Annotated in this window: 24 protein-coding genes; 12 read left to right on the top strand and 12 right to left on the bottom strand. The window is 37.0% G+C overall.

Annotated elements, in window-relative coordinates; all coding sequences use genetic code 11:
- Positions 1-96 precede the first annotated feature (96 nt).
- On the bottom strand, positions 97-990 hold the full coding sequence (locus C406_RS0103690) for a peptidylprolyl isomerase (protein WP_017379243.1): 894 nt from the start codon (positions 988-990) through the stop codon (positions 97-99).
- A gap of 139 nt (positions 991-1,129) precedes the next feature.
- Between C406_RS0103690 and C406_RS20090 the strand changes: the two genes are divergently transcribed.
- Positions 1,130-1,222 carry a YjcZ family sporulation protein gene (locus tag C406_RS20090; protein WP_017379242.1) on the top strand — a complete coding sequence of 31 codons (93 nt, stop codon included), beginning with the start codon at positions 1,130-1,132 and terminating at the stop codon, positions 1,220-1,222.
- Positions 1,223-1,519: 297 nt separating this feature from the next.
- Here the strand turns inward: C406_RS20090 and C406_RS0103680 are convergent, their stop codons facing one another.
- The 6 genes from C406_RS0103680 to C406_RS0103655 form a co-directional block, all read right to left on the bottom strand.
- Positions 1,520-1,705 (bottom strand): hypothetical protein, encoded by a 186-nt coding sequence (locus tag C406_RS0103680; RefSeq protein WP_017379241.1) that lies wholly within the window; start codon positions 1,703-1,705, stop codon positions 1,520-1,522.
- Positions 1,706-1,774: 69 nt separating this feature from the next.
- Entirely contained in the window at positions 1,775-2,320 is a 546-nt protein-coding gene (locus C406_RS0103675) for a DUF3267 domain-containing protein (RefSeq protein WP_017379240.1), read from the bottom strand.
- A 115-nt stretch (positions 2,321-2,435) separates the two neighbouring features.
- Positions 2,436-3,005, bottom strand: a complete 570-nt coding sequence (locus C406_RS0103670; protein WP_017379239.1) for an HTH-type transcriptional regulator Hpr — start codon at positions 3,003-3,005, stop codon at positions 2,436-2,438.
- Positions 3,006-3,720: 715 nt separating this feature from the next.
- On the bottom strand, positions 3,721-4,101 hold the full coding sequence (locus C406_RS0103665; protein ID WP_017379238.1) for a YtxH domain-containing protein: 381 nt from the start codon (positions 4,099-4,101) through the stop codon (positions 3,721-3,723).
- Between the two features lie 116 nt (positions 4,102-4,217).
- Complete coding sequence (locus C406_RS0103660) at positions 4,218-4,748, bottom strand: tryptophan transporter (RefSeq protein WP_017379237.1); 531 nt, start codon at positions 4,746-4,748, stop codon at positions 4,218-4,220.
- Between the two features lie 113 nt (positions 4,749-4,861).
- Positions 4,862-5,287 carry an HIT family protein gene (locus tag C406_RS0103655; protein ID WP_017379236.1) on the bottom strand — a complete coding sequence of 142 codons (426 nt, stop codon included), beginning with the start codon at positions 5,285-5,287 and terminating at the stop codon, positions 4,862-4,864.
- Between the two features lie 114 nt (positions 5,288-5,401).
- Between C406_RS0103655 and C406_RS0103650 the strand changes: the two genes are divergently transcribed.
- Positions 5,402-6,151 carry an ABC transporter ATP-binding protein gene (locus tag C406_RS0103650; RefSeq protein WP_017379235.1) on the top strand — a complete coding sequence of 250 codons (750 nt, stop codon included), beginning with the start codon at positions 5,402-5,404 and terminating at the stop codon, positions 6,149-6,151.
- A complete protein-coding gene (locus C406_RS0103645) occupies positions 6,135-7,328 on the top strand; it encodes an ABC transporter permease (RefSeq protein WP_017379234.1) in 1,194 nt (397 codons plus the stop codon). Before C406_RS0103650 ends, C406_RS0103645 begins: the two co-directional genes overlap by 17 nt.
- A gap of 88 nt (positions 7,329-7,416) precedes the next feature.
- Here the strand turns inward: C406_RS0103645 and C406_RS0103640 are convergent, their stop codons facing one another.
- From C406_RS0103640 to C406_RS0103630, 3 genes are all read right to left on the bottom strand, one after another.
- Positions 7,417-8,025: a DUF3298 and DUF4163 domain-containing protein gene (locus C406_RS0103640; protein ID WP_017379233.1), complete on the bottom strand. Its 609-nt coding sequence runs from the start codon at positions 8,023-8,025 to the stop codon at positions 7,417-7,419.
- A gap of 46 nt (positions 8,026-8,071) precedes the next feature.
- Positions 8,072-8,464, bottom strand: a complete 393-nt coding sequence (locus tag C406_RS0103635; protein ID WP_017379232.1) for a hypothetical protein — start codon at positions 8,462-8,464, stop codon at positions 8,072-8,074.
- Between the two features lie 206 nt (positions 8,465-8,670).
- A complete protein-coding gene (locus C406_RS0103630; protein ID WP_017379231.1) occupies positions 8,671-9,843 on the bottom strand; it encodes a M20 family metallopeptidase in 1,173 nt (390 codons plus the stop codon).
- A gap of 297 nt (positions 9,844-10,140) precedes the next feature.
- On the opposite strand from C406_RS0103630, the gene C406_RS0103625 reads away from it, so the two are divergent.
- Both C406_RS0103625 and C406_RS0103620 read left to right on the top strand, forming a co-directional pair.
- On the top strand, positions 10,141-10,374 hold the full coding sequence (locus tag C406_RS0103625; RefSeq protein WP_017379230.1) for a YuzF family protein: 234 nt from the start codon (positions 10,141-10,143) through the stop codon (positions 10,372-10,374).
- Positions 10,375-10,476: 102 nt separating this feature from the next.
- Positions 10,477-11,370 carry a manganese catalase family protein gene (locus tag C406_RS0103620; RefSeq protein ID WP_026045594.1) on the top strand — a complete coding sequence of 298 codons (894 nt, stop codon included), beginning with the start codon at positions 10,477-10,479 and terminating at the stop codon, positions 11,368-11,370.
- Between the two features lie 114 nt (positions 11,371-11,484).
- On the opposite strand, the gene C406_RS0103615 is transcribed toward C406_RS0103620, so the two are convergent.
- Positions 11,485-12,006, bottom strand: coding sequence for an antibiotic biosynthesis monooxygenase family protein (locus C406_RS0103615; protein ID WP_017379228.1), 522 nt, complete (start codon positions 12,004-12,006; stop codon positions 11,485-11,487).
- Between the two features lie 226 nt (positions 12,007-12,232).
- Here C406_RS0103615 and hemE point away from each other — a divergent pair, with 226 nt between their 5' ends.
- The 6 genes from hemE (at position 12,233) to C406_RS0103585 (ending at position 18,989) form a co-directional block, all read left to right on the top strand.
- Complete coding sequence (gene hemE, locus C406_RS0103610; protein ID WP_017379227.1) at positions 12,233-13,282, top strand: uroporphyrinogen decarboxylase; 1,050 nt, start codon at positions 12,233-12,235, stop codon at positions 13,280-13,282.
- 73 nt (positions 13,283-13,355) lie between these two features.
- A complete protein-coding gene (hemH, locus tag C406_RS0103605) occupies positions 13,356-14,297 on the top strand; it encodes a ferrochelatase (protein WP_017379226.1) in 942 nt (313 codons plus the stop codon).
- 17 nt (positions 14,298-14,314) lie between these two features.
- Positions 14,315-15,739, top strand: coding sequence for a protoporphyrinogen oxidase (hemY, locus tag C406_RS0103600; protein WP_237740503.1), 1,425 nt, complete (start codon positions 14,315-14,317; stop codon positions 15,737-15,739).
- Positions 15,740-15,875: 136 nt separating this feature from the next.
- A complete protein-coding gene (locus tag C406_RS0103595) occupies positions 15,876-16,034 on the top strand; it encodes a hypothetical protein (protein WP_237740500.1) in 159 nt (52 codons plus the stop codon).
- Positions 16,035-16,151: 117 nt separating this feature from the next.
- Complete coding sequence (locus C406_RS0103590) at positions 16,152-16,721, top strand: TetR/AcrR family transcriptional regulator (RefSeq protein ID WP_017379223.1); 570 nt, start codon at positions 16,152-16,154, stop codon at positions 16,719-16,721.
- Positions 16,722-16,802: 81 nt separating this feature from the next.
- A complete protein-coding gene (locus C406_RS0103585; protein ID WP_017379222.1) occupies positions 16,803-18,989 on the top strand; it encodes a YhgE/Pip domain-containing protein in 2,187 nt (728 codons plus the stop codon).
- Between the two features lie 208 nt (positions 18,990-19,197).
- On the opposite strand, the gene yhfH is transcribed toward C406_RS0103585, so the two are convergent.
- A complete protein-coding gene (yhfH, locus tag C406_RS20085) occupies positions 19,198-19,323 on the bottom strand; it encodes a protein YhfH (RefSeq protein ID WP_017379221.1) in 126 nt (41 codons plus the stop codon).
- 139 nt (positions 19,324-19,462) lie between these two features.
- On the opposite strand from yhfH, the gene C406_RS0103575 reads away from it, so the two are divergent.
- Positions 19,463-20,455, top strand: a complete 993-nt coding sequence (locus tag C406_RS0103575) for a lipoate--protein ligase (RefSeq protein ID WP_017379220.1) — start codon at positions 19,463-19,465, stop codon at positions 20,453-20,455.
- The last annotated feature ends 36 nt before the right edge of the window (positions 20,456-20,491 follow it).

The following is a 20,491-nucleotide window of genomic DNA, read 5'->3' as shown; positions in this document are numbered from 1 at the left end:
AGGTAGGGCAGGTCAAGCTAGATCCATTACACAAAGAAGTTTTTAACCATCATAAAAGGCGCTCCCCATTTGCGGAAGCGCCTTTTTATGTATCTCTTATTCAGCGGCAGCTGGTTCAGCTGGCTCAGGGTTTAAAATTTGATCAATTGCATCTTTTAAGTCTTCGTCTTTAATTTTGATGTCAGCATCGTTCATTAACTTCGAAACTTTAGGCAATAAAGTAGTTGTATCTGCTTTTTTCAATTTAAGAGTATTGATAATTTCATCTTTATTTTCATCTAATGTACCAATGTCTGTTTCTCTTTTTTTAGTAACTTCAATTATGTGAAAACCGAAATCTGATTGAACTGGCTCACTAATTGTATTAAGTTCTAAAGCGAAAGCTGCTTCAGAAAATTCTGGTACCATTTTGTCTGAAGTAAACCAGCCAAGTTCGCCACCTGATTCTTGTGCCGCTTCTTCTGTTGAGTATTCTTTCGCAACTTCCGCAAAGTCAGCTCCGGAATCAAGTTTAGCTTTTACTTCTTTAGCAGTTTCTTCATCAGCTACTAATACATGACGAGCATTTAATTCAGTTTTCATGGTATCGTATTGAGCCTTAACTTCTTCGTCTGATACTTTAACGCCTTCAGTCAACGCTTTTTCTTGCAATAAATTTAGACGAATGTATTTTTTGTAGCTTTCTTCTGTTTGCCCCTGTTCAACAAGGTACTGTTCAAAGGTTTCACCCATTTGTTCTTTTTCTTTTTTAAATTGAGCTTCTATTTCTTTGTCTGTAACTTCATATTCTGAAGCCAATACTTTTTCGATAATTAAGACTTGAAGTGCTTGCTTACCGACAGACTCTTTCATTTCTTCATAAAGTTCGTTTTTAGTAATATCTCCAGCTTTAGATGTTACAACTTTTGCATCATCTGATGCTCCGCCGTTACAAGCTGATAAAGCTAGAACTGATGCCGCTAAGGTAAATGTTAAAACTGATTTTTTCATGAGAGTCCACTCCTAATTGTCATCTTTATGCAGTAGTTACTATACCATAAACGATATAAAAACCAAAATGGTTCCTTAGTTTGCCTACAAAAGAATCAAAAAAGTGCATACGATAACAAAGAGGAGGGGGGTGTGCGAAGTGAGTGGTGGATATCCGCAACAATCCAACTTTGCGTTAATTGTTGTATTATTTATTTTATTGATTATCGTAGGGGCAGCGTTCTTGTACTAAAAAAGAAAAGCGAAGCAGGCGCATTATAGACCGACAACGGTACTGGAAAGGCCTAATAAGTTAAAGAAGGTTAAATACGCGACATTGTGCTCCTGCGGTTACTCGTCGCAAAATGCGGTGCTAATCAATCTTGTCGCAATGCCTTCATGAACCATATCTTATGGATTCAAGCTTAGTGACGGTCTAGTCTGTGAAGCTAAAAAAAGACTTTAAATAAAGGGATTTCTTAAATGGGTAAACCTTTTATAAGAAGTAAAGAAAAAGTCCATTTGCCTGGTTTCAGGCGAATGGACTTTTTTATGCGGTTAAAGTAATTTTCACATAAAAGGAAATGAGTAAAATCGTAATCAAAACATTAATGGTTCGGAAAATCTTATTATGTTTTTCTTCAGGAATTTCCCGTACCATACATAACGCGTAAGTCATTCGATTAATCTGAAATAAGTACACAACTGAGAATAGCACTATTACCGTAATAATCATGTCTATTCCTCCCCTCTGCCCAATCCTCACAATCATAACAAATTAGCGAGAAAAAGAACAGTAATCAGACTAAATAGCAGCAGGAGGGACTAAAATTTCATATCCTGTGTCTGTTTCTTCAATAAACGCTTTTTTAGGTGAGCGGGCTAGATTTTTAATATATAATAAATCAATTAGACATAGACCACTATGAAACGCGAGTAAAATTGTAAAGTAGTGACCAAATGCTGGTAACATGAACGCGCCAGCTACAAGAATACTGTTAATAATAAAAAATGGAGCAAGTAAAGCGAATAAGAAAAGAGCTTTAGGTACAGGCTCTTTTATGCGTATGGATAAAATTGGTATAAAGCTAAATTGTTTTTTTACTGAGAACTGAATGTTATTGCTATAACGAATTAACGGTATACAATGAAGTGCTTTATGAATTGGATAGATCAAAACAAAGCTGAGTATAAAAATGGGAAATCGTTCGTCAGAAAGTCGACTATCATTTAAAATTCCAATCATCACATAAAAGAGTGAAAAAACAGCAATGACGAGTATTGTCGATAACATGAAAATACGGTCAAATCCGTATTGTTTTTTTACGTTTATAGTTTTCCAGCAGTGCACGGTATGCATCTCCTAATATAAAATAATATGGTGGCAGATACATACATTACGATGTTTTGTTGGAAAAAGCAAGTCTACAAATATTACATTTTTGGTAACGGTCTCAATCGTTGCTTTATTTTGCTTTATCTTTAACGGTTGGTTTGATGTTTCCGATTTTTTCATCAAAGATTTGATCAATATTTTTAAATGAGTGTTCGAAAATTTCCATAAAGTCATCTCCATAAATATTGCGAATGACAGCCATCACTTCCATGAACTCAGGAAATCTTCCGTATAAATCTTTAAGAGGAAGTGAACTTTCAATTACAGAGTGCTGGGAATCGTGGTAATGTTCGATCATATCAATTAGTAATTCTTCACCTTTTTCAGTAAGTTCAATATATGTATTCCTTTTGTCATCTTCTCGTTTTGAAAAAGACAGTAATCCTCGTACTTCTAGTTTTTTCGAAAAGTTGAATGCAGTAGACACATGCATTACTCCAAACTTCGCAACATCTGAGATGGAGGCACCTTGTGAATGGTATGAAATCCATAAAATATGATGTTCATTAATATTCAAGTCATAAGGTTTTATCCATTGTTGCCAGTCTTTTTCCACAGCTTTCCAAAGTGCTTTCGATAGCTGGGCAATCCTTTGGCTATATAGCATGGCTTCTTTCATTGTATACATTTGTTCAGACATGTCGTCACCTTTTTCCTTTAATAGTCAGTTTCTATCATTATAGCAAAAAAGTAAAGATGCGCATAGTTAGAATGTTGAAAAGATTTTGAAAAAACAGCAATTATCTGTTTTTCAGGAAAGAACATGTTCGTTTTGATCTATTCATAGTTAAATGAGTTTAGTAATTTTACGCAATTCTATAAAAAAATGGGGCTGTCCCAAAAGTCTTTAAAATTACTTTTAAGGGCAGCCCTCTTTTCGTATAAAAATGATGCTGTCGATTTCCGTTACAGGAGGACGCTTTCCGCGGGCAGTCCGTTAGTCTCCTCGTCGCTTGAAACGCGCGATCGATGAAATGATTAAGTTTATTAAAGAGAAATCTTTCTTTTCTCATTATAAAGATGGTGGAAGAAGCTCATTCCACCCAAAGATGATGACGAAAGTGATTCTCTAAGGGTATTCTAAAAAATTCTATTCCTCACGAGGGATTGAAAAATTACTCAGCGAAAATCGCAAAATGGCTCGCAGCTGTACAAGAAGCAAGCCGATTATCGTACAATTAATCAGAGTTTGGGATTGTGGCATTGGCGAACAATCTCTTGAAAGTAGTAGGCATCCGCCATCTACTTTCAAGAGAAAAAAGTGGAAACATAAAAGCAGGTGAAGAAAAACGAGTCGTTTTTCTTCACCTGCTTTATTTTAGAGACTTTTTAGACAGTTCCAGAGTGATAAATCTTTAGATAGCGGGTGAAGTATCTTTTTGGTTTCTGGCTAACGATTTTTCTAGTTCTTCCAATGCCTTTTGAATTGAGGTAATCTCAGTTTGTAAATTTTCTTGAATCGGACCTGTTTTAGTTTGCCATTCTTGAACGGACTGTTTTAAGTCATCAATTGTTTGCGGAACTTTCGTTTTTGCTTCTTTAGATAAACCAGCGATTGATTCTTTTAAATCACTAATTTGAAATTTCACTTCAGAAAGTTTCTCTTTCCAATCAGATGATGCTGTTTTGAAATTCGAACGCAAGTCGCTACCAGATTGAGGTGTAGAGAATAAGACCGTAGCTGTACCTGCTACAACACCTGTTACTAGACCAATAAAAAATGTAGATGCTTTCATTTTAGGTGCACTCCTTTCATATACATGTACTATTCCTCATTTAAATTAATTAAAACATGTAGGACAAGCAAAGACAACAAAAAAGGGTCTGCCATAATGGCAGACCATATAGTTTATTAGTTTGAAAGTGCTGTGTCGAATTTCGATCTCTTCACCAATTGAGTAACAATCGGGAAAATAAAGAAAAATGCGATGGCATTTAATGCTACAGTTGGCAGTACGACACCGATAACTAGTCCGCTAAATGGTATCGGTAAATCTACCCCGAGCACAAAAATTGCAACGGATAAGAAAATAACTCCTGAAAATAATGTGCCAATTGCTGTAAGTGCCACTGCAACAGGAAGTTTAGTTGACAAATGCTTCAAAGCGACAACCACTGCAAAAAATACAAATGCAGTAATGAATTTATCAACAACATTTGGAATAAATCCTGCTGGGAAAGTTGAAAACAGTCCAGATATTACGCCTGTAGTGATAGCTAATAGAAATACATGTGATATTTTTGGAAATAGTAGAATTCCAATAAACATCATTGTTAACATAAAGTCTGGTTTCATCCCACCACTAAATCCTGGGATAATTAAGTACAATGCTGCACCTACACTAACTAATAGGGACATTAACACTAAATTTTTTGTATTCATTTTCTCATCTCTCCTCAGCTCTTCTATCCTATTTGGGTTCCCCTGACGTATCATTTGATCGGCAGCGAGAAACTTATTTATCATTTTACAGTGTGAATAGGGAAAATACAAGATTACATGTTTAGATTTAATCGAATTTGTTCTGCATATTGGGCAAACATTTCACTTGTGTATTGTTTTTCTTTAGTTTGCCATACAGCTTTAAAACCATCCGTCTGATCATATCTTGGAATGAAATGAAGATGGAAATGGAATACACTTTGTCCAGCAGAAGCACCATTGTTATTCATTAAATTTAAGCCAGCTGGTTGGAAAGAAGCTTTAAGTGATGCTGCAATTTTTGGCGCAACAGAAAATAATTGTCCTGCTTCTTCAGAAGACATTTCATAAACATTTTCGTGATGTTTTTTTGGTATTAATAATGTATGTCCTTTTGTAAGTGGCATAATATCCATAAAGGCTAATACATGCTCATCTTCGTACACTTTTGTGCTTGGTATTGAACCTTCTACAATTTTGCAAAACAAACAATCACTCATTGTGGCCACTTCCTTTCAATAGATGGTATTAAGTTTATCATAGTTAAGGAATGCAAGTAAAAAGCAATGAAGCGAATATTTTGATAAGATAAAGAATAAAAGGGGTGCAACTTTATGAACGTATTAGAAGTAAGTGCAGTAACTGGTGGATATACTCGCAAACCAATTATTCATGATTTGTCTTTTTCTATTGCACCTGGTGAATTAGTCGGTCTCATCGGACTAAATGGAGCAGGGAAAAGTACAACAATTAAACATATTATTGGTTTAATGAATCCAAAAGATGGAGAAATCCGTATAAACGAAGTGACGATGGAAGAAGACATGGATACTTATCGATCTTCATTTTCCTATATTCCAGAAACACCTGTTTTGTATGATGAATTAACGCTAAAGGAACATTTAGAACTAACAGCTATGGCCTATGGATTAGATAATGCAATGCTTGCTGCACGATCAGAAGTGTTACTAAAAGAGTTTCGCATGGAGAAACGATTAAATTGGTTTCCATCCCACTTTTCAAAAGGGATGCGTCAAAAAGTCATGATTATGTGTGCATTTCTAGTAAATCCTTCTTTATATATTATTGACGAGCCGTTCGTAGGACTTGATCCACTGGGTATTCAATCTTTGCTTGATCAGATGAACGAAAAGAAAAAATCCGGTGCATCGGTGCTAATGTCAACGCATATTTTATCTACAGCTGAACGCTATTGCGACCGAATTTTGTTATTGCATAACGGTCGAATACGGGCACAAGGGACAATGAACGATTTACGAGTAGCATTTAACATGCCACTAGCTACTCTTGATGACTTGTACATTGCGATGACTAAGGAGCGAGACAATGAAGAACCTGCATGACGTGTGGCGTATACGTTTTCTTCATTATGTAAATGAACTTCAAAAATACTTGAAATATGTATTCACCGGTCATCTTGCAATTGTCATTGTGTTCGTCCTTGGAGCAGGGGGTTATCAATATAGTGAATGGTTGAAAACAGTATCAAGTGATTTTCCAGGTACATGGTTAGTATCGGTCGTTATCGGCGTGTTACTTGCGTTTAGTATTCCAACAACATTGATTCGTGAACCAGACCAAGTGTACCTACTTCCCCTTGAAACTAAATTAAAGACATATATGAAAAAGGCATTATCCTGGACGTTTTGGTCGCAACTTTTTGTTGTGGTCGTGCCATTTATTGTGGCACTCCCTTTATTGAGTCAAGTAAGTAAAGTTCAGCCAAAGACACTAGGTCTTGTATTTATCCTTATATTGTTAATGAAATGGTGGAACGTGCAAGTGGAATTTGCATTTAGGTGGGCCAATCGAGGACAAGGGATATGGGGCGATCGCGTTATTCGTGCTTTAGTATCTATCGCTATACTTGCTGGTGCGTTTACGATGAATCCTCTTTATATTGCGTTACTGATTATTCCTATTATATTTTATTACATTTCATGGACTCGTCAATTAAACGGACAACCTTTTCCATATGAACACTTTGTGGAAGTGGAACAAAATCGGATGTTACGTTTTTATCGATTTGCAAATTATTTTACTGATGTTCCTCATATTCAAGGGAGCATTCACCGTCGTGCTTGGCTTAATGTCCTATACCGATTAGTGCCAAGTCATCAGAAAAATGCTCAAGACTATTTGGTGTTCAGAACTTTCGTGCGAACGGATGACACGTTTTACTTATGGATGCGTTTAACTTTACTGTCAGCTTTAGGTGCAGTATTTATTGGTATTCCAATAGTTGTGATGATTTTTGTTGGTGCATTGTCATTTGCTTCTGCGATTCAAATCAAACAAGCCTTGTTAGCCTCCAGTGAATTCCGGATGGATATGCTTTTCCCGATTGATGAAAATTCCAGGAGTAAAGGTATTCTAAAACTGGTACGTGTCGTGCAAGGGTTGCAAGCTTTGATTGTACTAGTGACTGTAGTGATAGCTGGAGTGGAACAAGTGAGTTTATATGCATTGCCGATTGTCATTTTAATTGTGAGTGAGGTTACCTTAAAGATGAGTAAATAAGTAAATGGTCTCATAACCCGTTAGATTTAGTTAGGGTTATGAGACCATTTTTAATTGATGGTATTCAATATGATTTGAAGTCTTCAATTCAAAAAGACAATAATTTATCGAGCGGTCCATTTGGCTGGATGATTTCTTGAATGTCGAGGATTGGGATAGGGAAGTATGGGAATCCCCAAACATAGGGTGTAATTTCATACAGTTGGAAATAGATAACCAGTGAATGGTCGGCAAGGTAGAAATCTTGATCAGGCCTTATTGTAGTAAACTCTTCAAGAAGTTGGATTTCCCAGTCTTTAATTTTCTGTTCTATGATGGGCGATAAAACGTTGACATAATTACTATCAGGCTTGAATAAGTCCTTTAATTCATACTGTTTTCCTGTCGTCACATCAAACGTTAAAGATTTAACAATGGTCATTCCATGTGCGCCACCAGTAAAAGCATAAACGGTGAGGATTAAGCTTAAAATATTTCTCTCATTTGTCTTGATTTCAAATTGTCCAACCATCTCAATGAGGTTTGAATCATTATATCCAAGCTCAATCATCGTATTATTTAATGTAGAAACAATGGCTGAGTTTATCTTCATTTCCGCCTGAATATTGCCTAGACCTAATACAAATGGATAATAAACGTTAACTTTTGGCGTTTGTTTTTGAAGTATTCGGTAGCCAACTGCAACTGGTAAATCCAAGAGAACATCCTTTCAATAGAATAGTAGCAAATCAAGTGCTTTTTGATCAGTCATTATCTTCCAAAATAGTTACCTCAAATGTGCCTAGACCAATGGAAGATGATAGTTGATTCGTAAGTTCTTGAATGTAGTTTTCCGCTTTGCTTCGATTTGAATCGATTCCATGTAATACAATGGTCATTTGTTTTTTCTCCATACTAAAAATCGTGTACCCAATACTTCCGGTAGGTTTGTACCCTTCATCTTTTAATTTAGTAATAAGCTTTTGTTGAAAATCAGTTTCAGTTAACTTATTTGTAACTACTTCGACATCATTAACGGAACGAATATAAAGATCCTGATCAGATTCAGGTGACAAATTTGCTAATACAATAATTAAAATGACAACGGTAAGTAACAGGAAACTAAGCAGAATTACTACTTTGTTTGAACTTTTCACACTATTCCTCCAATTAATCAATCGTTGTTAAAGGATATGCGACAAAATATTAAATATTCCCATAATTACAACTACAAAATAGGCAGCTGATGGACTTTTTCAAGTGAAGTATAAAAGATGAAGAGCATAGTTCGAGGGGATTTCACCAACAATTCTTGTAATTAACAATAATAAACCCGACACCATATATGATGTCGGGTTATCCTTTATTCCACTTCTTGATAATCCAAAACTGCTGCGCCCAAAGTTTTTGCAGCTACTAACATGGCATTCTCATCGAAATCAAATTTTGGGTGATGATGAGGATAAACTTCACCTTGAGGCTCTGCACCTGTGAAGAAGAAAGTGCCTGGTACTTTTTCTAAGTAGTAAGCAAAATCTTCGCCACCCATTTGTTGTTGAGTTTCACGAACTTCGCTAACCCCTGGCACTTGTTCAGCCACTTCTTTTAAGAAATGAGTTTCAGCTTCATGGTTAACTACTGCGTTATAGCCTCTTTCATATGAAAATTCATATGTGCAATCATTCGCAAGGCATGTTCCTTGAATTACACGATCCAATTCCTTTTCGATTAAATCACGCACTTCAGGGTTAAACGTACGGACTGTACCGATTAACTTCGCGGAGTCTGCAATGACGTTGAAGGCATTTTGTGCAACGAATGAACCAATCGTCACTACTGCTGAATCAATAGGATTAACTCGACGAGATACAATTTGTTGTAAGCTTGTAACGAGTTGCGAAGCGATGACTATTGAATCTTTTGTTTGGTGTGGGCTTGCTCCATGACCTCCACGACCTTGAATAATAATTTCGAACCGGTCAGATGCAGCCATGATAGGTCCGACTCGGTATTCGATTGTTCCTGAAGGAGTCAAAGACCATAAATGTGTACCAAAGATAGCATCGACGCCTTCTAAACAGCCGGCTTCAATCATCGGTTTTGCTCCACCTGGTGCATACTCTTCTGCATGTTGATGTATTAACACATATTCACCTGATAATTGTTCACGCATGTCATATAAGGTTTTTCCTAGGACTAATAGCGTAGCAGTATGGCCATCGTGACCACATGCATGCATGACACCAGGTACAGTTGATTTATAGGATACATCTTTCTCGTCTTGAATTGGTAATGCATCAAAATCTGCACGTAATGCAACAGTTTTACCTGGCAATCCACCTTTAACACGCGCCACCACGCCATTTCCTCCAACGTTAGGTGTAAATTCAATCCCTAAGTTTGCATAGTAATCTTGAATATACTTCGCTGTATTGGTCTCTTTAAACGATACTTCAGGATGCATATGTAAATGGCGCCGGATAACGAGCATTTCTTCAAATGCGTAATCCAATTTTTCAAATAGTTGTTGTTTCATAGTAATTCTCCTTTCGACTCGCGAAATGGTTTTAATCTTTGTAATTATATCATTCGAAAAGCTACAGAACAATTGAAGGATTTTTAATTATACAATAATTAAGGGGTGTATCTAATTTCAATTAGCTGTTGTTAATGTGAATTAAAATACATTATATATAGGAAGAACAATATACATTTACTTTCTGATAACAGGAGTTTCTTTTTCTTATAGCTAAAAATCATATAAAACTTTCTAATCACATATAATTTCTTCTGCCATACACTATGAATATTGAGCGGAAGGAGTGTAGCATAAGTGAATGGTCAACCAGAGAAATCTGTAGAGTTTGTAAGTCATTTCGATCCATATGTGTATCAAACTTTAACATCAATTATTGGTACAAAAATTGTTGTCCAATTAACAAATAATAGTGTCGTTAAAGGTGAACTAAGCAAGGTTTTGCCAGATCATATTGTTGTTGAAACTAACGAAACACCATTTTTTATCCGTACCCAACAAATCATTTGGGTGTCACCGGCTATTTCCTAGCACAAACAAACATATGCTCTTGATCTCAGTCATATAAATCATATAAATAACAATGCAGGGGCTAAACCCCTTAAATGATTAAATGTGAAAGGAAGATATTTCATTTTTAAACGAATGAATAGGTTGCAAATTGAGCTACCGATACCTGAATATGGTGATGCTAACGCCGCTGCTGCAGTACAAGAGCTTTTAGGCGGTAAATTTGGTGAAATGTCCACATTAAATAATTATATGTATCAATCATTTAATTTTCGTCAAAAAACTAAATTTAAACCTTTCTATGATCTGGTTGCAAGCATTACTGCGGAAGAATTTGGCCATGTAGAGCTAGTAGCTAATACTATTAACTTATTGCAAAAAGGGACTTCATTTGCGGGTGATCCGGATGTAACTCCTTTACAAAATGCCAAAGATAAACGCAACACCTATGCCTTTATCGCAAATGCTCAGACTGCTTTAGCAGGTGATTCAATGGGCAACGCGTGGCGAGGTGATCACGTGTTTTCTAGTGGAAACTTGGTATTGGATTTACTTCACAACTTCTTCTTAGAATGTGGAGCGAGGACACATAAAATGCGCGTATATGAAATGACAAATCACGACACTGCCAGAGAAATGATCGGTTATTTACTTGTACGAGGCGGCACGCATGTTCTGGCTTATGCTAGGGCAATTGAAATGGCAACAGGGGTCGATATAACCAAGATGTTACCAATTCCGAATTTAGATAATCGTGCATTCGATCACGCAAGAAAGTTTGAAGATCAAGGTTTAGGAAACGTCTTATTTACATGGAATGATGAAGGTTATTATAAGGATATTCGATCCATTTGGAAAGGACAAAATCCAAGTAGTGGCGAGCCGCTTATTGTTCAAGAAGGAACACCTAAAGGCGGACCGATTCCAGACCTCGAAGATCTTCCTGAAGAATTTGCGCCAGGAATTGGACCTGATGAATTTGAACAAATTTCCAAACGATTATTGGAAAATATGTAAATATATATGATAACTAGGGATGGTCGGTAGTTATAGTGTTTCTCACCAAGTCAACTTTGTTATAAGAATACAAAAGCGCGCTATTCCGTTACAGGAATTAGCGCGCTTTCACGATTACTCGGTTTCTTCGTCTTTTTTTTCAGTCGTATATGTGGTTACATAAGAGGCACTTGAGAAAATATTAGGACGTTTGTCAATACCATCACCAGTACCGCGTTTTTCATGTGCTTTGTTATATGCTTGTGACGTTTGCCATGCAATAAATGAACTTGGCCCTGTCCACTCTGTCAAAATAATATACGTATCTGACCCAACCGGGCGTAATACACGTATTGCAATAAAACCAGGTTCGTTTTCAATTGCGCGTGCACGATTATTAAAACGATGCTCAAAAATTGGGCGACCTTCATCGGTTACCGGAATATTGTTGAAGACAAAATAGCCTTGATCACTTAAATCGCCGGAAGCGTCAATTATCTCGTATTTTCGTGGCGTTTGAAAAAACGTTTCAGAAGTTGATTCGTGAAGTAGGACCGCGTTTCCTTCACCGTGAAGAACGAATAAATTTTCTTCAGCATGTTTTTCCTTTAAAGAATTCATAAATTCAGGTGTACCTGATGTTAAGTAAATGTTCATTTAATATCCCTCCGCATCTATTATGTACATTATAATCTTCCTTACTCTAAAACGCTCGAAACAAACCTTTGTCAAAAGAGTGTCTCCTAATCTAGACATTTCTATGACAATTGCACGTGAAATCTATACAATAAGATAGTGAAGGTCTATATTAAGAACGAATATAAAATAATAATATAAAACAACAACTACAAATGTGTGAAGTTGAAAGGCGGGTAATGGATTCATGAGAAAGATTAACGATATATTTTTACGTGCTGCTAGAGGCGAGAAGGTTGAATACACACCGGTTTGGTATATGCGTCAAGCAGGGCGTTCACAACCCGAATATCGCAAAATAAAAGAAAAATATTCATTAGAAGAAATAACGCATCAACCAGAACTATGTGCGTATGTCACTCGTTTGCCTGTTGATAATTACAATGTAGATGCAGCTATTTTATATAAAGACATCGTAACACCGCTTCCGGGTATTGGAGTGGACGTGAAAATTAAAGCAGGTGTTGGTCCTGTGATATCAAATCCAATTCGTACGGTTCAAGATGTGGAAAAACTTGGAGAACTTTCACCACAAGATCATATTCCTTTTGTTCTTGAGACAATCAAGATTTTGACAAAAGAACAACTCGATGTACCTTTAATTGGTTTCTCAGGAGCTCCATTTACACTTGCGAGTTACATGATTGAAGGCGGACCGTCAAAAAGCTACAACAAAACTAAATCATTTATGGTATCAGAACCTCAAGCATGGTTTGCGTTAATGGACAAGCTTGCAGATATGATTATCGTTTATACTACAGCGCAAATTGATGCTGGCGCAAAAGCTATCCAAATTTTTGATTCATGGGTGGGTGCATTAAATATTGAAGATTACCGCATCTTTATTAAACCAGTGATGACTCGCATCTTTACAGCAATTCAAGAACAAGGTGTACCAGTTACAACTTTTGGAGTTGGCGCAAGTCACTTAGCAAAAGAGTGGCATGATATGCCAGTAGATGTAGTTGGTTTAGATTGGCGCTTATCGATAAATGAAGCTCGTGCAATGGGCTTAACGAAACCTCTTCAAGGTAACCTAGACCCATCACTGTTGCTAGCAGATTGGTCTGTCATCGAAGCACGTGCAAAAGATATAATTGATCAAGGAATTGCGCATCCAACTCACATTTTTAATTTAGGTCATGGTGTATTCCCTGAAGTAAATCCAGATATTTTAAAAAGATTGACGGACTTTGTTCATGATTATAGCCGACAACAAATAAAAGCACATTCATAAAGCGTTCATATTCGCACTAAAAAATTGAACATGGCAAAATGAAGATTGTAAAAAATTAAATGAGGTGATGAAATTGTCTAAGAAAACGATGGGTCTGCTTGTCATGGCTTATGGTACACCATACAAAGAAGATGATATAGAACGGTATTATACACATATTCGTCGTGGTCGTCCGCCAACTCCAGAAGCGCTAGAAGAATTAACGGGACGTTATCGTGCAATTGGTGGGATATCTCCATTAGCTAAAATTACACAAGATCAAGCGGAAGCTCTGCTTGTTCGTTTGAATGAAGTACAAGACGACATTGATTTCAAATTATATATCGGTCTAAAACATATCGAACCATTTGTAGAAGATGCAGTCGAGCAAATGCATAAAGATGGCATTACAGAAGCTGTTTCAATCGTATTAGCACCTCATTTTTCCACGTTCTCGGTTAAATCGTATAACGGACGTGCAAAAGAAACAGCTGAAAAATTAGGCGGTCCACATATTACTTCAGTAGAGAGCTGGTACAATGAGCCGAAATTTATTCAGTATTGGACTGAAAAAGTATCGGAAACCTTTAGCTCTATGTCTGCAGAGGATCGAGCAAAAGCTTGTTTAATCGTTTCTGCACACTCATTACCAGAGAAAATAATCTCCAATGGAGATCCATATCCAGATCAATTAAAAGAAACTGCAGATTTAATTGCACAAGCAGCAGGTGTGGAAAATTATGAAGTGGGTTGGCAAAGTGCTGGTCAAACACCGGAACCTTGGATTGGCCCAGACGTTCAAGACTTAACTCGTGAATTACACGAACAAAAAGGCTACACAACTTTCGTCTACACACCAGTTGGATTTGTTACAGATCATTTAGAAGTACTGTTTGACAATGATTATGAATGTAGAGTTGTAACGGATGAAATAGGTGCTAAATACTACCGACCTGAAATGCCAAATACACAGCCCCTATTTATTGATGCCATGTGTGATGCTGTAGTAAAACATTTAGCTAACGAAAACAAGTAAACTGAAACCGGAAAGTGATGATGACTGTGTCTCAAGAGAAACGAAAAGTAGCGATTATAGGTGGCGGAATTACCGGATTAGCGGCAGCTTATTACATGCAAAAAGAAGCGAAAGAAAAAGGCTATCCGCTTGAAGTCATCTTGATTGAAGCAACTCATCGATTAGGTGGGAAAATTCAAACTGTACGTAAGAATGGTTTTATTATTGAGCGGGGTCCGGATTCATTTTTAGCGCGTAAAAAAAGCTTTGGACTATTAGCTGAGGATCTGGGTATTAGTGATCAACTTGTCAGCAATGCAACTGGACAAGCATATATACTCGTCAATGATGGCCTTTACCCTATTCCGGGTGGATCTGTCATGGGGGTTCCTACACAAATATCGCCTTTCGTTACTTCAGGACTGTTCTCATGGAGCGGGAAATTCCGCGCAGCTGGAGACTTCATTTTACCTAAGTCCTCGGTTAATGGTGATCAATCGGTTGGACAATTTTTACGCAGACGTTTTGGCGGTGAAGTAGTTGAAAATTTAATTGAACCTTTATTAGCAGGAATATATTCAGGAGACATTGATAAAATGAGTCTCCAAGCAACGTTTCCCCAGTTTTATAAACTGGAACAGGAACATCGCAGTCTGATTATCGGTTCGAAGAAAACTGCACCAAAACAACCCGTCCAAAAGTCCAAAGAAGGTATTTTTAGAACATTTAAAAATGGCTTAGAAACGATTGTAGAAGCAATAGAAGAACAGCTCAATCCAGGCACCGTGATGAAAGGTGTTCGTGTGAAACGCTTTGAAAGAGTTGGGGATAAAGTGAATTTGTTCCTCAACAACGATTCTGAAATGCTTCTCGATCAATTGATCATTGCAACGCCACATCTTGCAGCTCTTCCGTTATTTGAAGAACATGGCTTGATGACTGAGTTCCATGACATGCCTGCTACTTCGGTGGCGACTGTCGCTATGGCTTTTAAAGAAGAATCTGTTAAACAAGAAAAAGAAGGCACTGGGTTTTTGGTGTCACGAAATAGTGATTATTCCATCACTGCCTGTACGTGGACACATCGTAAGTGGCCAACGACCACACCAGACGGACACGTCTTGCTTCGTGGATTTGTAGGACGTCCAGGTGATGAGTCAGCAGTGGAATTATCTGATAGCGAACTTGAAAAAGTTGTTCTCTCAGATTTACGAAAAACCATGAAAATTGATCAAAATCCTCTATTCTCAGTGGTCACGAGATGGAAAAATGCTTCTCCCCAATACGTGGTTGGGCATAAAGAAAAAGTGGCTAAGGCAAAAAAGGAAATTCAAGAACAATTCCCAATGATTAAGCTTGCTGGAAGTTCTTATGAAGGTCTTGGATTACCAGATTGTGTCGATCAAGGCAAAGCGGCCGTGGGTGATGTATTGGAAGAATTGTTTATAAAGACATTTAAATAGTATGGTTAAATCCAAGTCCCAGCATGGGCTTGGGTTTTTTTCTTTTTTATTAATAAATGATGTATATTTAAATTAAGATAAAATGAGTTTAGGAGTGAAGAATATCATGTATGCTATTTTAAAATTTTTAATATTCATGATCCTAATATATGTATTTGATTATCTCTTGAAAATCACCATCTTCCATCCATTAGGTTTTGATGGAATCATGAGCCTTTTTGTGCGAGCCATTATCGCAACGGCATTGGCTATTATTAGCTCGTATTATATTTTAAGGATGATTGATGATTTATAAAGAAGAAAAGATTGATGAAATTTTTACTTGCATTGTATCCACAAAGCAAGTAAGATAATGACTAAATGACCAATATGGTTTTTTAGTCATTTTTTATTTAAGTGAGGTGACATTCAAATGGATCGACGACAGGTAATTTTAGAAGCAGCAACCAAATCATTTTCTTTATTCGGCTACAAAGCGACTACGATGGATCAAGTAGCGAAGCTTGCGAATGTTGGTAAAGGAACAATTTATACATTTTTTTCCAACAAAGAAGAATTGTTTCATGAAATCGTCTTTACGATGATTACTGAAATGAAAGTAGAAAAAGATGCGATCATTTCTGAGCAGTTTTCGTTCCAGGAAAATGCCCATCTCGTGTTAATGAAAATGCTAGAATTCCGTGAACGACATGCTTTGTTAGCTAAATTGATTGCTGAAGAAAAAGATATGCAAACACCAATCGTTCAAGCAGTTCTTGTTAAAGTAGAACAGGAAATTGTACGCTATATTGCAGAGCATATCGAACGAGCTATTGCTAAGGGCGAAATAAGACAAGTTGATGTCGATCTAGTTGCGTATTTATTATTTAAAGCTTATATGGCTTTTGCAGTAGATTGGCAAGTAACACATGAACACGCTTTATCAGAAGAAAAAATTGTAGCCGTATTTAGGGACACAATTTTTCGCAGTCTCATCAGATGAGACTCTTTTTTTGAAGTAATATGACCAATTGAATGATTTAGTCAACGAGTTTTAAAGATATCTTATTAGGAGGGAATTTTAATGATAAAACAAGAATTCTTAAATATCTTTAAGAATAGAAAATTACTTATTCCGATACTAGCTGTGCTTTTTATCCCCGTATTATACGCAGGGATGTTTTTATGGGCATTTTGGGATCCATACGAACAATTAAGCGAGCTACCTGTAGCAATTGTTAATGAAGATGTAGGAGCAGAACTAGACGGTGAACAATTGTCTGTAGGAAAAGATGTTACAAAGAAACTAATTGAAGGTAAACAATTTCATTTTGTAGAAGTATCAAAAGAACAAGGTAAAGAAGCACTTGAAAATCAACAGTATTATATGGTTATAGAAATCCCTTCAAACTTTTCACAACACGCAACAACACTTCTTGATGAGCAACCTGAAAAATTAATGATTGAATACAAACCAAATGAAGGTTTTAACTTCTTATCTGCACAAATTGGCGATACTGCGATGGAACGTATTCGTGCCGAAGTTAATAAACAAGTTGTCGCTAGTTATTCTGAAAAGCTGTTTGCCTCGATTACGAAAATGGGTGATGGCTATGTCGATGCTGCTGAAGGAGCTGGAAGACTATCAGAAGGTGCAAGCAAGCTTTCTTCTGGTGCGACAGATTTAAAAGGTTATTTAGAGCAGTTAGCTAGCGGTTCTGTCGATCTAGCTGATGGGTCTACTAAGTTAGCTTCAGGCACAGTTAAGGCTTCAAATGGAGCAAGTGAATTGAACACGGGACTTGATAAACTTTCTTCATGGGCAACACAACTACAACAAGGAGCAGGCCAAGTATCTTCAGGAGCAGGTCAATTACAAAATGGTGTTGAATCTTATACTCAAGGTGTAGCAGAAGTATCGAACGGGTTGGCGACGGCAAATGAAAAAGAGCGGGAACTTATTGCTGCTTTAATCCAACTCCAAGATGGTGCTTCCACTGCTAATCAATCAGTTGAAAAATTAACTGGAGGTGCATCTGAAGTAACAGCTGGAATAGAGACATTAGCTGAGCAAATGGCACCAATTTTAGCATCTCTACCAGAAGATCAACAAGTTGCTCTCAAAGGAGCTTTTTCGCAACTACAACAAGGAAGTTCACAAGTTTCTCAAGGCTTAGGTGCATTACAAGGAGGAACAGAACAACTTAGTGGTGGCTTGAGTCAAGCATCAACTGGTGCTGAAAAATTATTGTCTGGCCATACGGATTTAGCAAATGGACTTAATACATTAAAACAATCTTCAGCTAAATTAAATGAAGGAGCTACAACATTAGCAACAGGTAGTGGTTCGCTGACGACCAAGCTAAGTGATTTTCAAAAAGGATTAGCAAGCGCATCTGATGGAAGTCAAGAACTTACGAGTGGTTTGCAAAACCTCGTACAAGGTTCAAATCGATTAACTTCAGGTACATCTGAACTTGCTTTAAAATCGGGTGAACTTGCGGAAGGGTCAACTCAGCTCGTAGATGGAACAGCAGAACTTGAGCAAGGCACAAACACTTTACAAGGAAAATTGTCAGACGCTTCAACTGAAGCTAGTGAAGTAAACCCAACAGATGAAACGATTGATATGGCCTCCTCTCCTGTAGAGGTTACAAAGTCTGCAATAAATCACGTACCAAACTATGGAACAGGATTTGCACCCTACTTTTTGTCACTTGGATTATTTGTAGGTGCGTTATTAATTTCAATCGTTTTCCCACTCGTACAATCTGCCATAACTCCGACGAGCGGTTGGGCATGGGCAACGAGTAAAATGGTCGTTTTAGGTATAGTGGGAGTGGTACAAGCATTGATTGCAGTGGCTATTTTAATCTTTGGTTTAGGGTTAGACCCAGTCAATCTCGGTTGGTTTATTGCAACCGCGGTCTTGACGAGTTTCGCGTATTTAGCCATTGTTCAATTTCTCGTTACGGTATTTGGAGACAGTGGACGTTTTGTGGCAATATTAATTCTCATCTTGCAGTTAACAACAAGTGCAGGGACATTCCCTCTTGAATTAATTCCACATCCTTTGCAGATATTTAATCAGTGGTTACCGATGACGTATTCCGTACAAGGATTCAAAGCAGCAATTTCTTCAACAGACATTAGCTTTATTCAATGGAATAATGGAATTTTACTTGTATTCTTTATAGGAGCTATTGTATTTACCACTGCATACTTCCTAATGTTGTATAAACGACGCTATTCACACTTTCAAAAAGAATAAAAACAGCCGTTCAGGATGGTAATCCTGAGCGGCTGTTTTAATGCATGGTATAAATGTGAAAAGTTTGAAAGCCTCCACCTTTTTGCAAGGAAGGCAATGTCTAGCTACCAAGCTCTAGGCCACTTCATTGGGTGAGAAAAGAGAAATACGCCTAAAAATCCTTAAGTTCCGGAGTCGAGTTGAGCTAGAGTGGCGATTTAACCTTTTCTTATAATTGAGTACATTTGTCGCAAGTATTTCCATAGCATTCATGTTGTTCTTCAATTTGTTCGCCACATTGTGTACATTTTTTCGGTGGAAGGTTTTTAAAGAATTCAATTACATTTTCAATCATGGTATTGACCTCCTTTTCTTTTCTGTACTAGTACTGTTAATATATGAATTATTGTATTATAACAGCAGGGCTTTTGTCAATACAAAAGATGAAGATTCCTATATAATATATGTAGAACATTTAAAAGGAGCGATACTACATGTATTTTATTAATAACAAAGGAATTACTGATCCTCGCATTAATTTAGCGATTGAAGAATATGCGTTGAAAACAATGGACGTTGAAAAAGACTCTTTTTTCCTGTTCTATATCAATGAACCAGCCATCATTGTAGGTAAAAACCAAAACGCGATTGAGGAAATCAACACCGACTATGTTGATATCAATGGCATTCACGTTGTGCGTCGTTTATCAGGCGGAGGAGCTGTGTATCACGATTTTGGAAACTTGAATTTTAGTTTCATCACAAAAGACGATGGTGATAGCTTCCGTAACTTCAAAAAATTCACACAACCGATTGTTGATGCACTAAAAGAAATGGGTGTGGACGCAGAACTTTCAGGTCGTAACGATATTTTAGCTGAAGGTCGAAAAATATCGGGAAATGCACAATTTACTACTAAAGGACGTATGTTTAGTCATGGTACGCTGATGTTTAATACAGAAATTGATGCAGTGGTTTCTGCGTTAAAAGTAAGTAAAGATAAAATTGAATCAAAAGGTATTAAATCAATTCGCAGTCGTGTAGCCAACATTACAGAGTTTTTGGACGAGCAAATATCGATTGAAGATTTCCGATTAAAATTACTTCATTCTATTTTTGGTGGAGAACAACAAGTTAAAACAATTGAACTAACAGAAGATGACTGGATCAACATCAAAGCATTATCTAAACAACGTTATGGAAACTGGGAGTGGAACTATGGTAAGTCGCCAGCGTTTAATATGTCACATTCTGAACGATTCCCTACTGGTGGAATTGACGTGCGGTTGCAAGTGAAAAATGGCGTCATTGAAGATGCAAACATTTATGGGGATTTCTTCGGAGTGGGTGACGTCGCTGATATTGAATCACTTTTAAAAGGTGTCACATACGATAAATCAGCTATTTCCGATGCACTTGGTGATATAGAACTCACAACTTATTTAGGTGGAATAACAAAAGAACAATTCCTGCAATTAATTTATTAGAAAATCCTCAACAGTAGTCTGACTTCGGTCAGGCTT

The organism is Paenisporosarcina sp. TG-14 (assembly GCF_000297555.1).
Taxonomy (GTDB): Bacteria; Bacillota; Bacilli; order Bacillales_A; family Planococcaceae; genus Paenisporosarcina; species Paenisporosarcina antarctica.
This window is presented reverse-complemented; position numbering and strand designations above follow the sequence as displayed.

Excerpts from the sequence above, each read along its gene's own strand:
- C406_RS0103690 (WP_017379243.1), bottom strand. The coding sequence starts at position 990 with ATGAAAAAATCAGTTTTAACATTTACCTTAGCGGCATCAGTTCTAGCT.
- C406_RS0103680 (WP_017379241.1), bottom strand. The coding sequence starts at position 1,705 with ATGATTATTACGGTAATAGTGCTATTCTCAGTTGTGTACTTATTTCAG.
- C406_RS0103670 (WP_017379239.1), bottom strand. The coding sequence starts at position 3,005 with ATGTCTGAACAAATGTATACAATGAAAGAAGCCATGCTATATAGCCAA.
- C406_RS0103665 (WP_017379238.1), bottom strand. The coding sequence starts at position 4,101 with ATGAAAGCATCTACATTTTTTATTGGTCTAGTAACAGGTGTTGTAGCA.
- C406_RS0103660 (WP_017379237.1), bottom strand. The coding sequence starts at position 4,748 with ATGAATACAAAAAATTTAGTGTTAATGTCCCTATTAGTTAGTGTAGGT.
- C406_RS0103655 (WP_017379236.1), bottom strand. The coding sequence starts at position 5,287 with ATGAGTGATTGTTTGTTTTGCAAAATTGTAGAAGGTTCAATACCAAGC.
- C406_RS0103650 (WP_017379235.1), top strand. The coding sequence starts at position 5,402 with ATGAACGTATTAGAAGTAAGTGCAGTAACTGGTGGATATACTCGCAAA.
- C406_RS0103645 (WP_017379234.1), top strand. The coding sequence starts at position 6,135 with ATGAAGAACCTGCATGACGTGTGGCGTATACGTTTTCTTCATTATGTA.
- C406_RS0103630 (WP_017379231.1), bottom strand. The coding sequence starts at position 9,843 with ATGAAACAACAACTATTTGAAAAATTGGATTACGCATTTGAAGAAATG.
- C406_RS0103615 (WP_017379228.1), bottom strand. The coding sequence starts at position 12,006 with ATGAACATTTACTTAACATCAGGTACACCTGAATTTATGAATTCTTTA.
- hemE (WP_017379227.1), top strand. The coding sequence starts at position 12,233 with ATGAGAAAGATTAACGATATATTTTTACGTGCTGCTAGAGGCGAGAAG.
- hemY (WP_237740503.1), top strand. The coding sequence starts at position 14,315 with ATGATGACTGTGTCTCAAGAGAAACGAAAAGTAGCGATTATAGGTGGC.
- C406_RS0103595 (WP_237740500.1), top strand. The coding sequence starts at position 15,876 with ATGATCCTAATATATGTATTTGATTATCTCTTGAAAATCACCATCTTC.
- C406_RS0103590 (WP_017379223.1), top strand. The coding sequence starts at position 16,152 with ATGGATCGACGACAGGTAATTTTAGAAGCAGCAACCAAATCATTTTCT.
- C406_RS0103585 (WP_017379222.1), top strand. The coding sequence starts at position 16,803 with ATGATAAAACAAGAATTCTTAAATATCTTTAAGAATAGAAAATTACTT.
- yhfH (WP_017379221.1), bottom strand. The coding sequence starts at position 19,323 with ATGATTGAAAATGTAATTGAATTCTTTAAAAACCTTCCACCGAAAAAA.
- C406_RS0103575 (WP_017379220.1), top strand. The coding sequence starts at position 19,463 with ATGTATTTTATTAATAACAAAGGAATTACTGATCCTCGCATTAATTTA.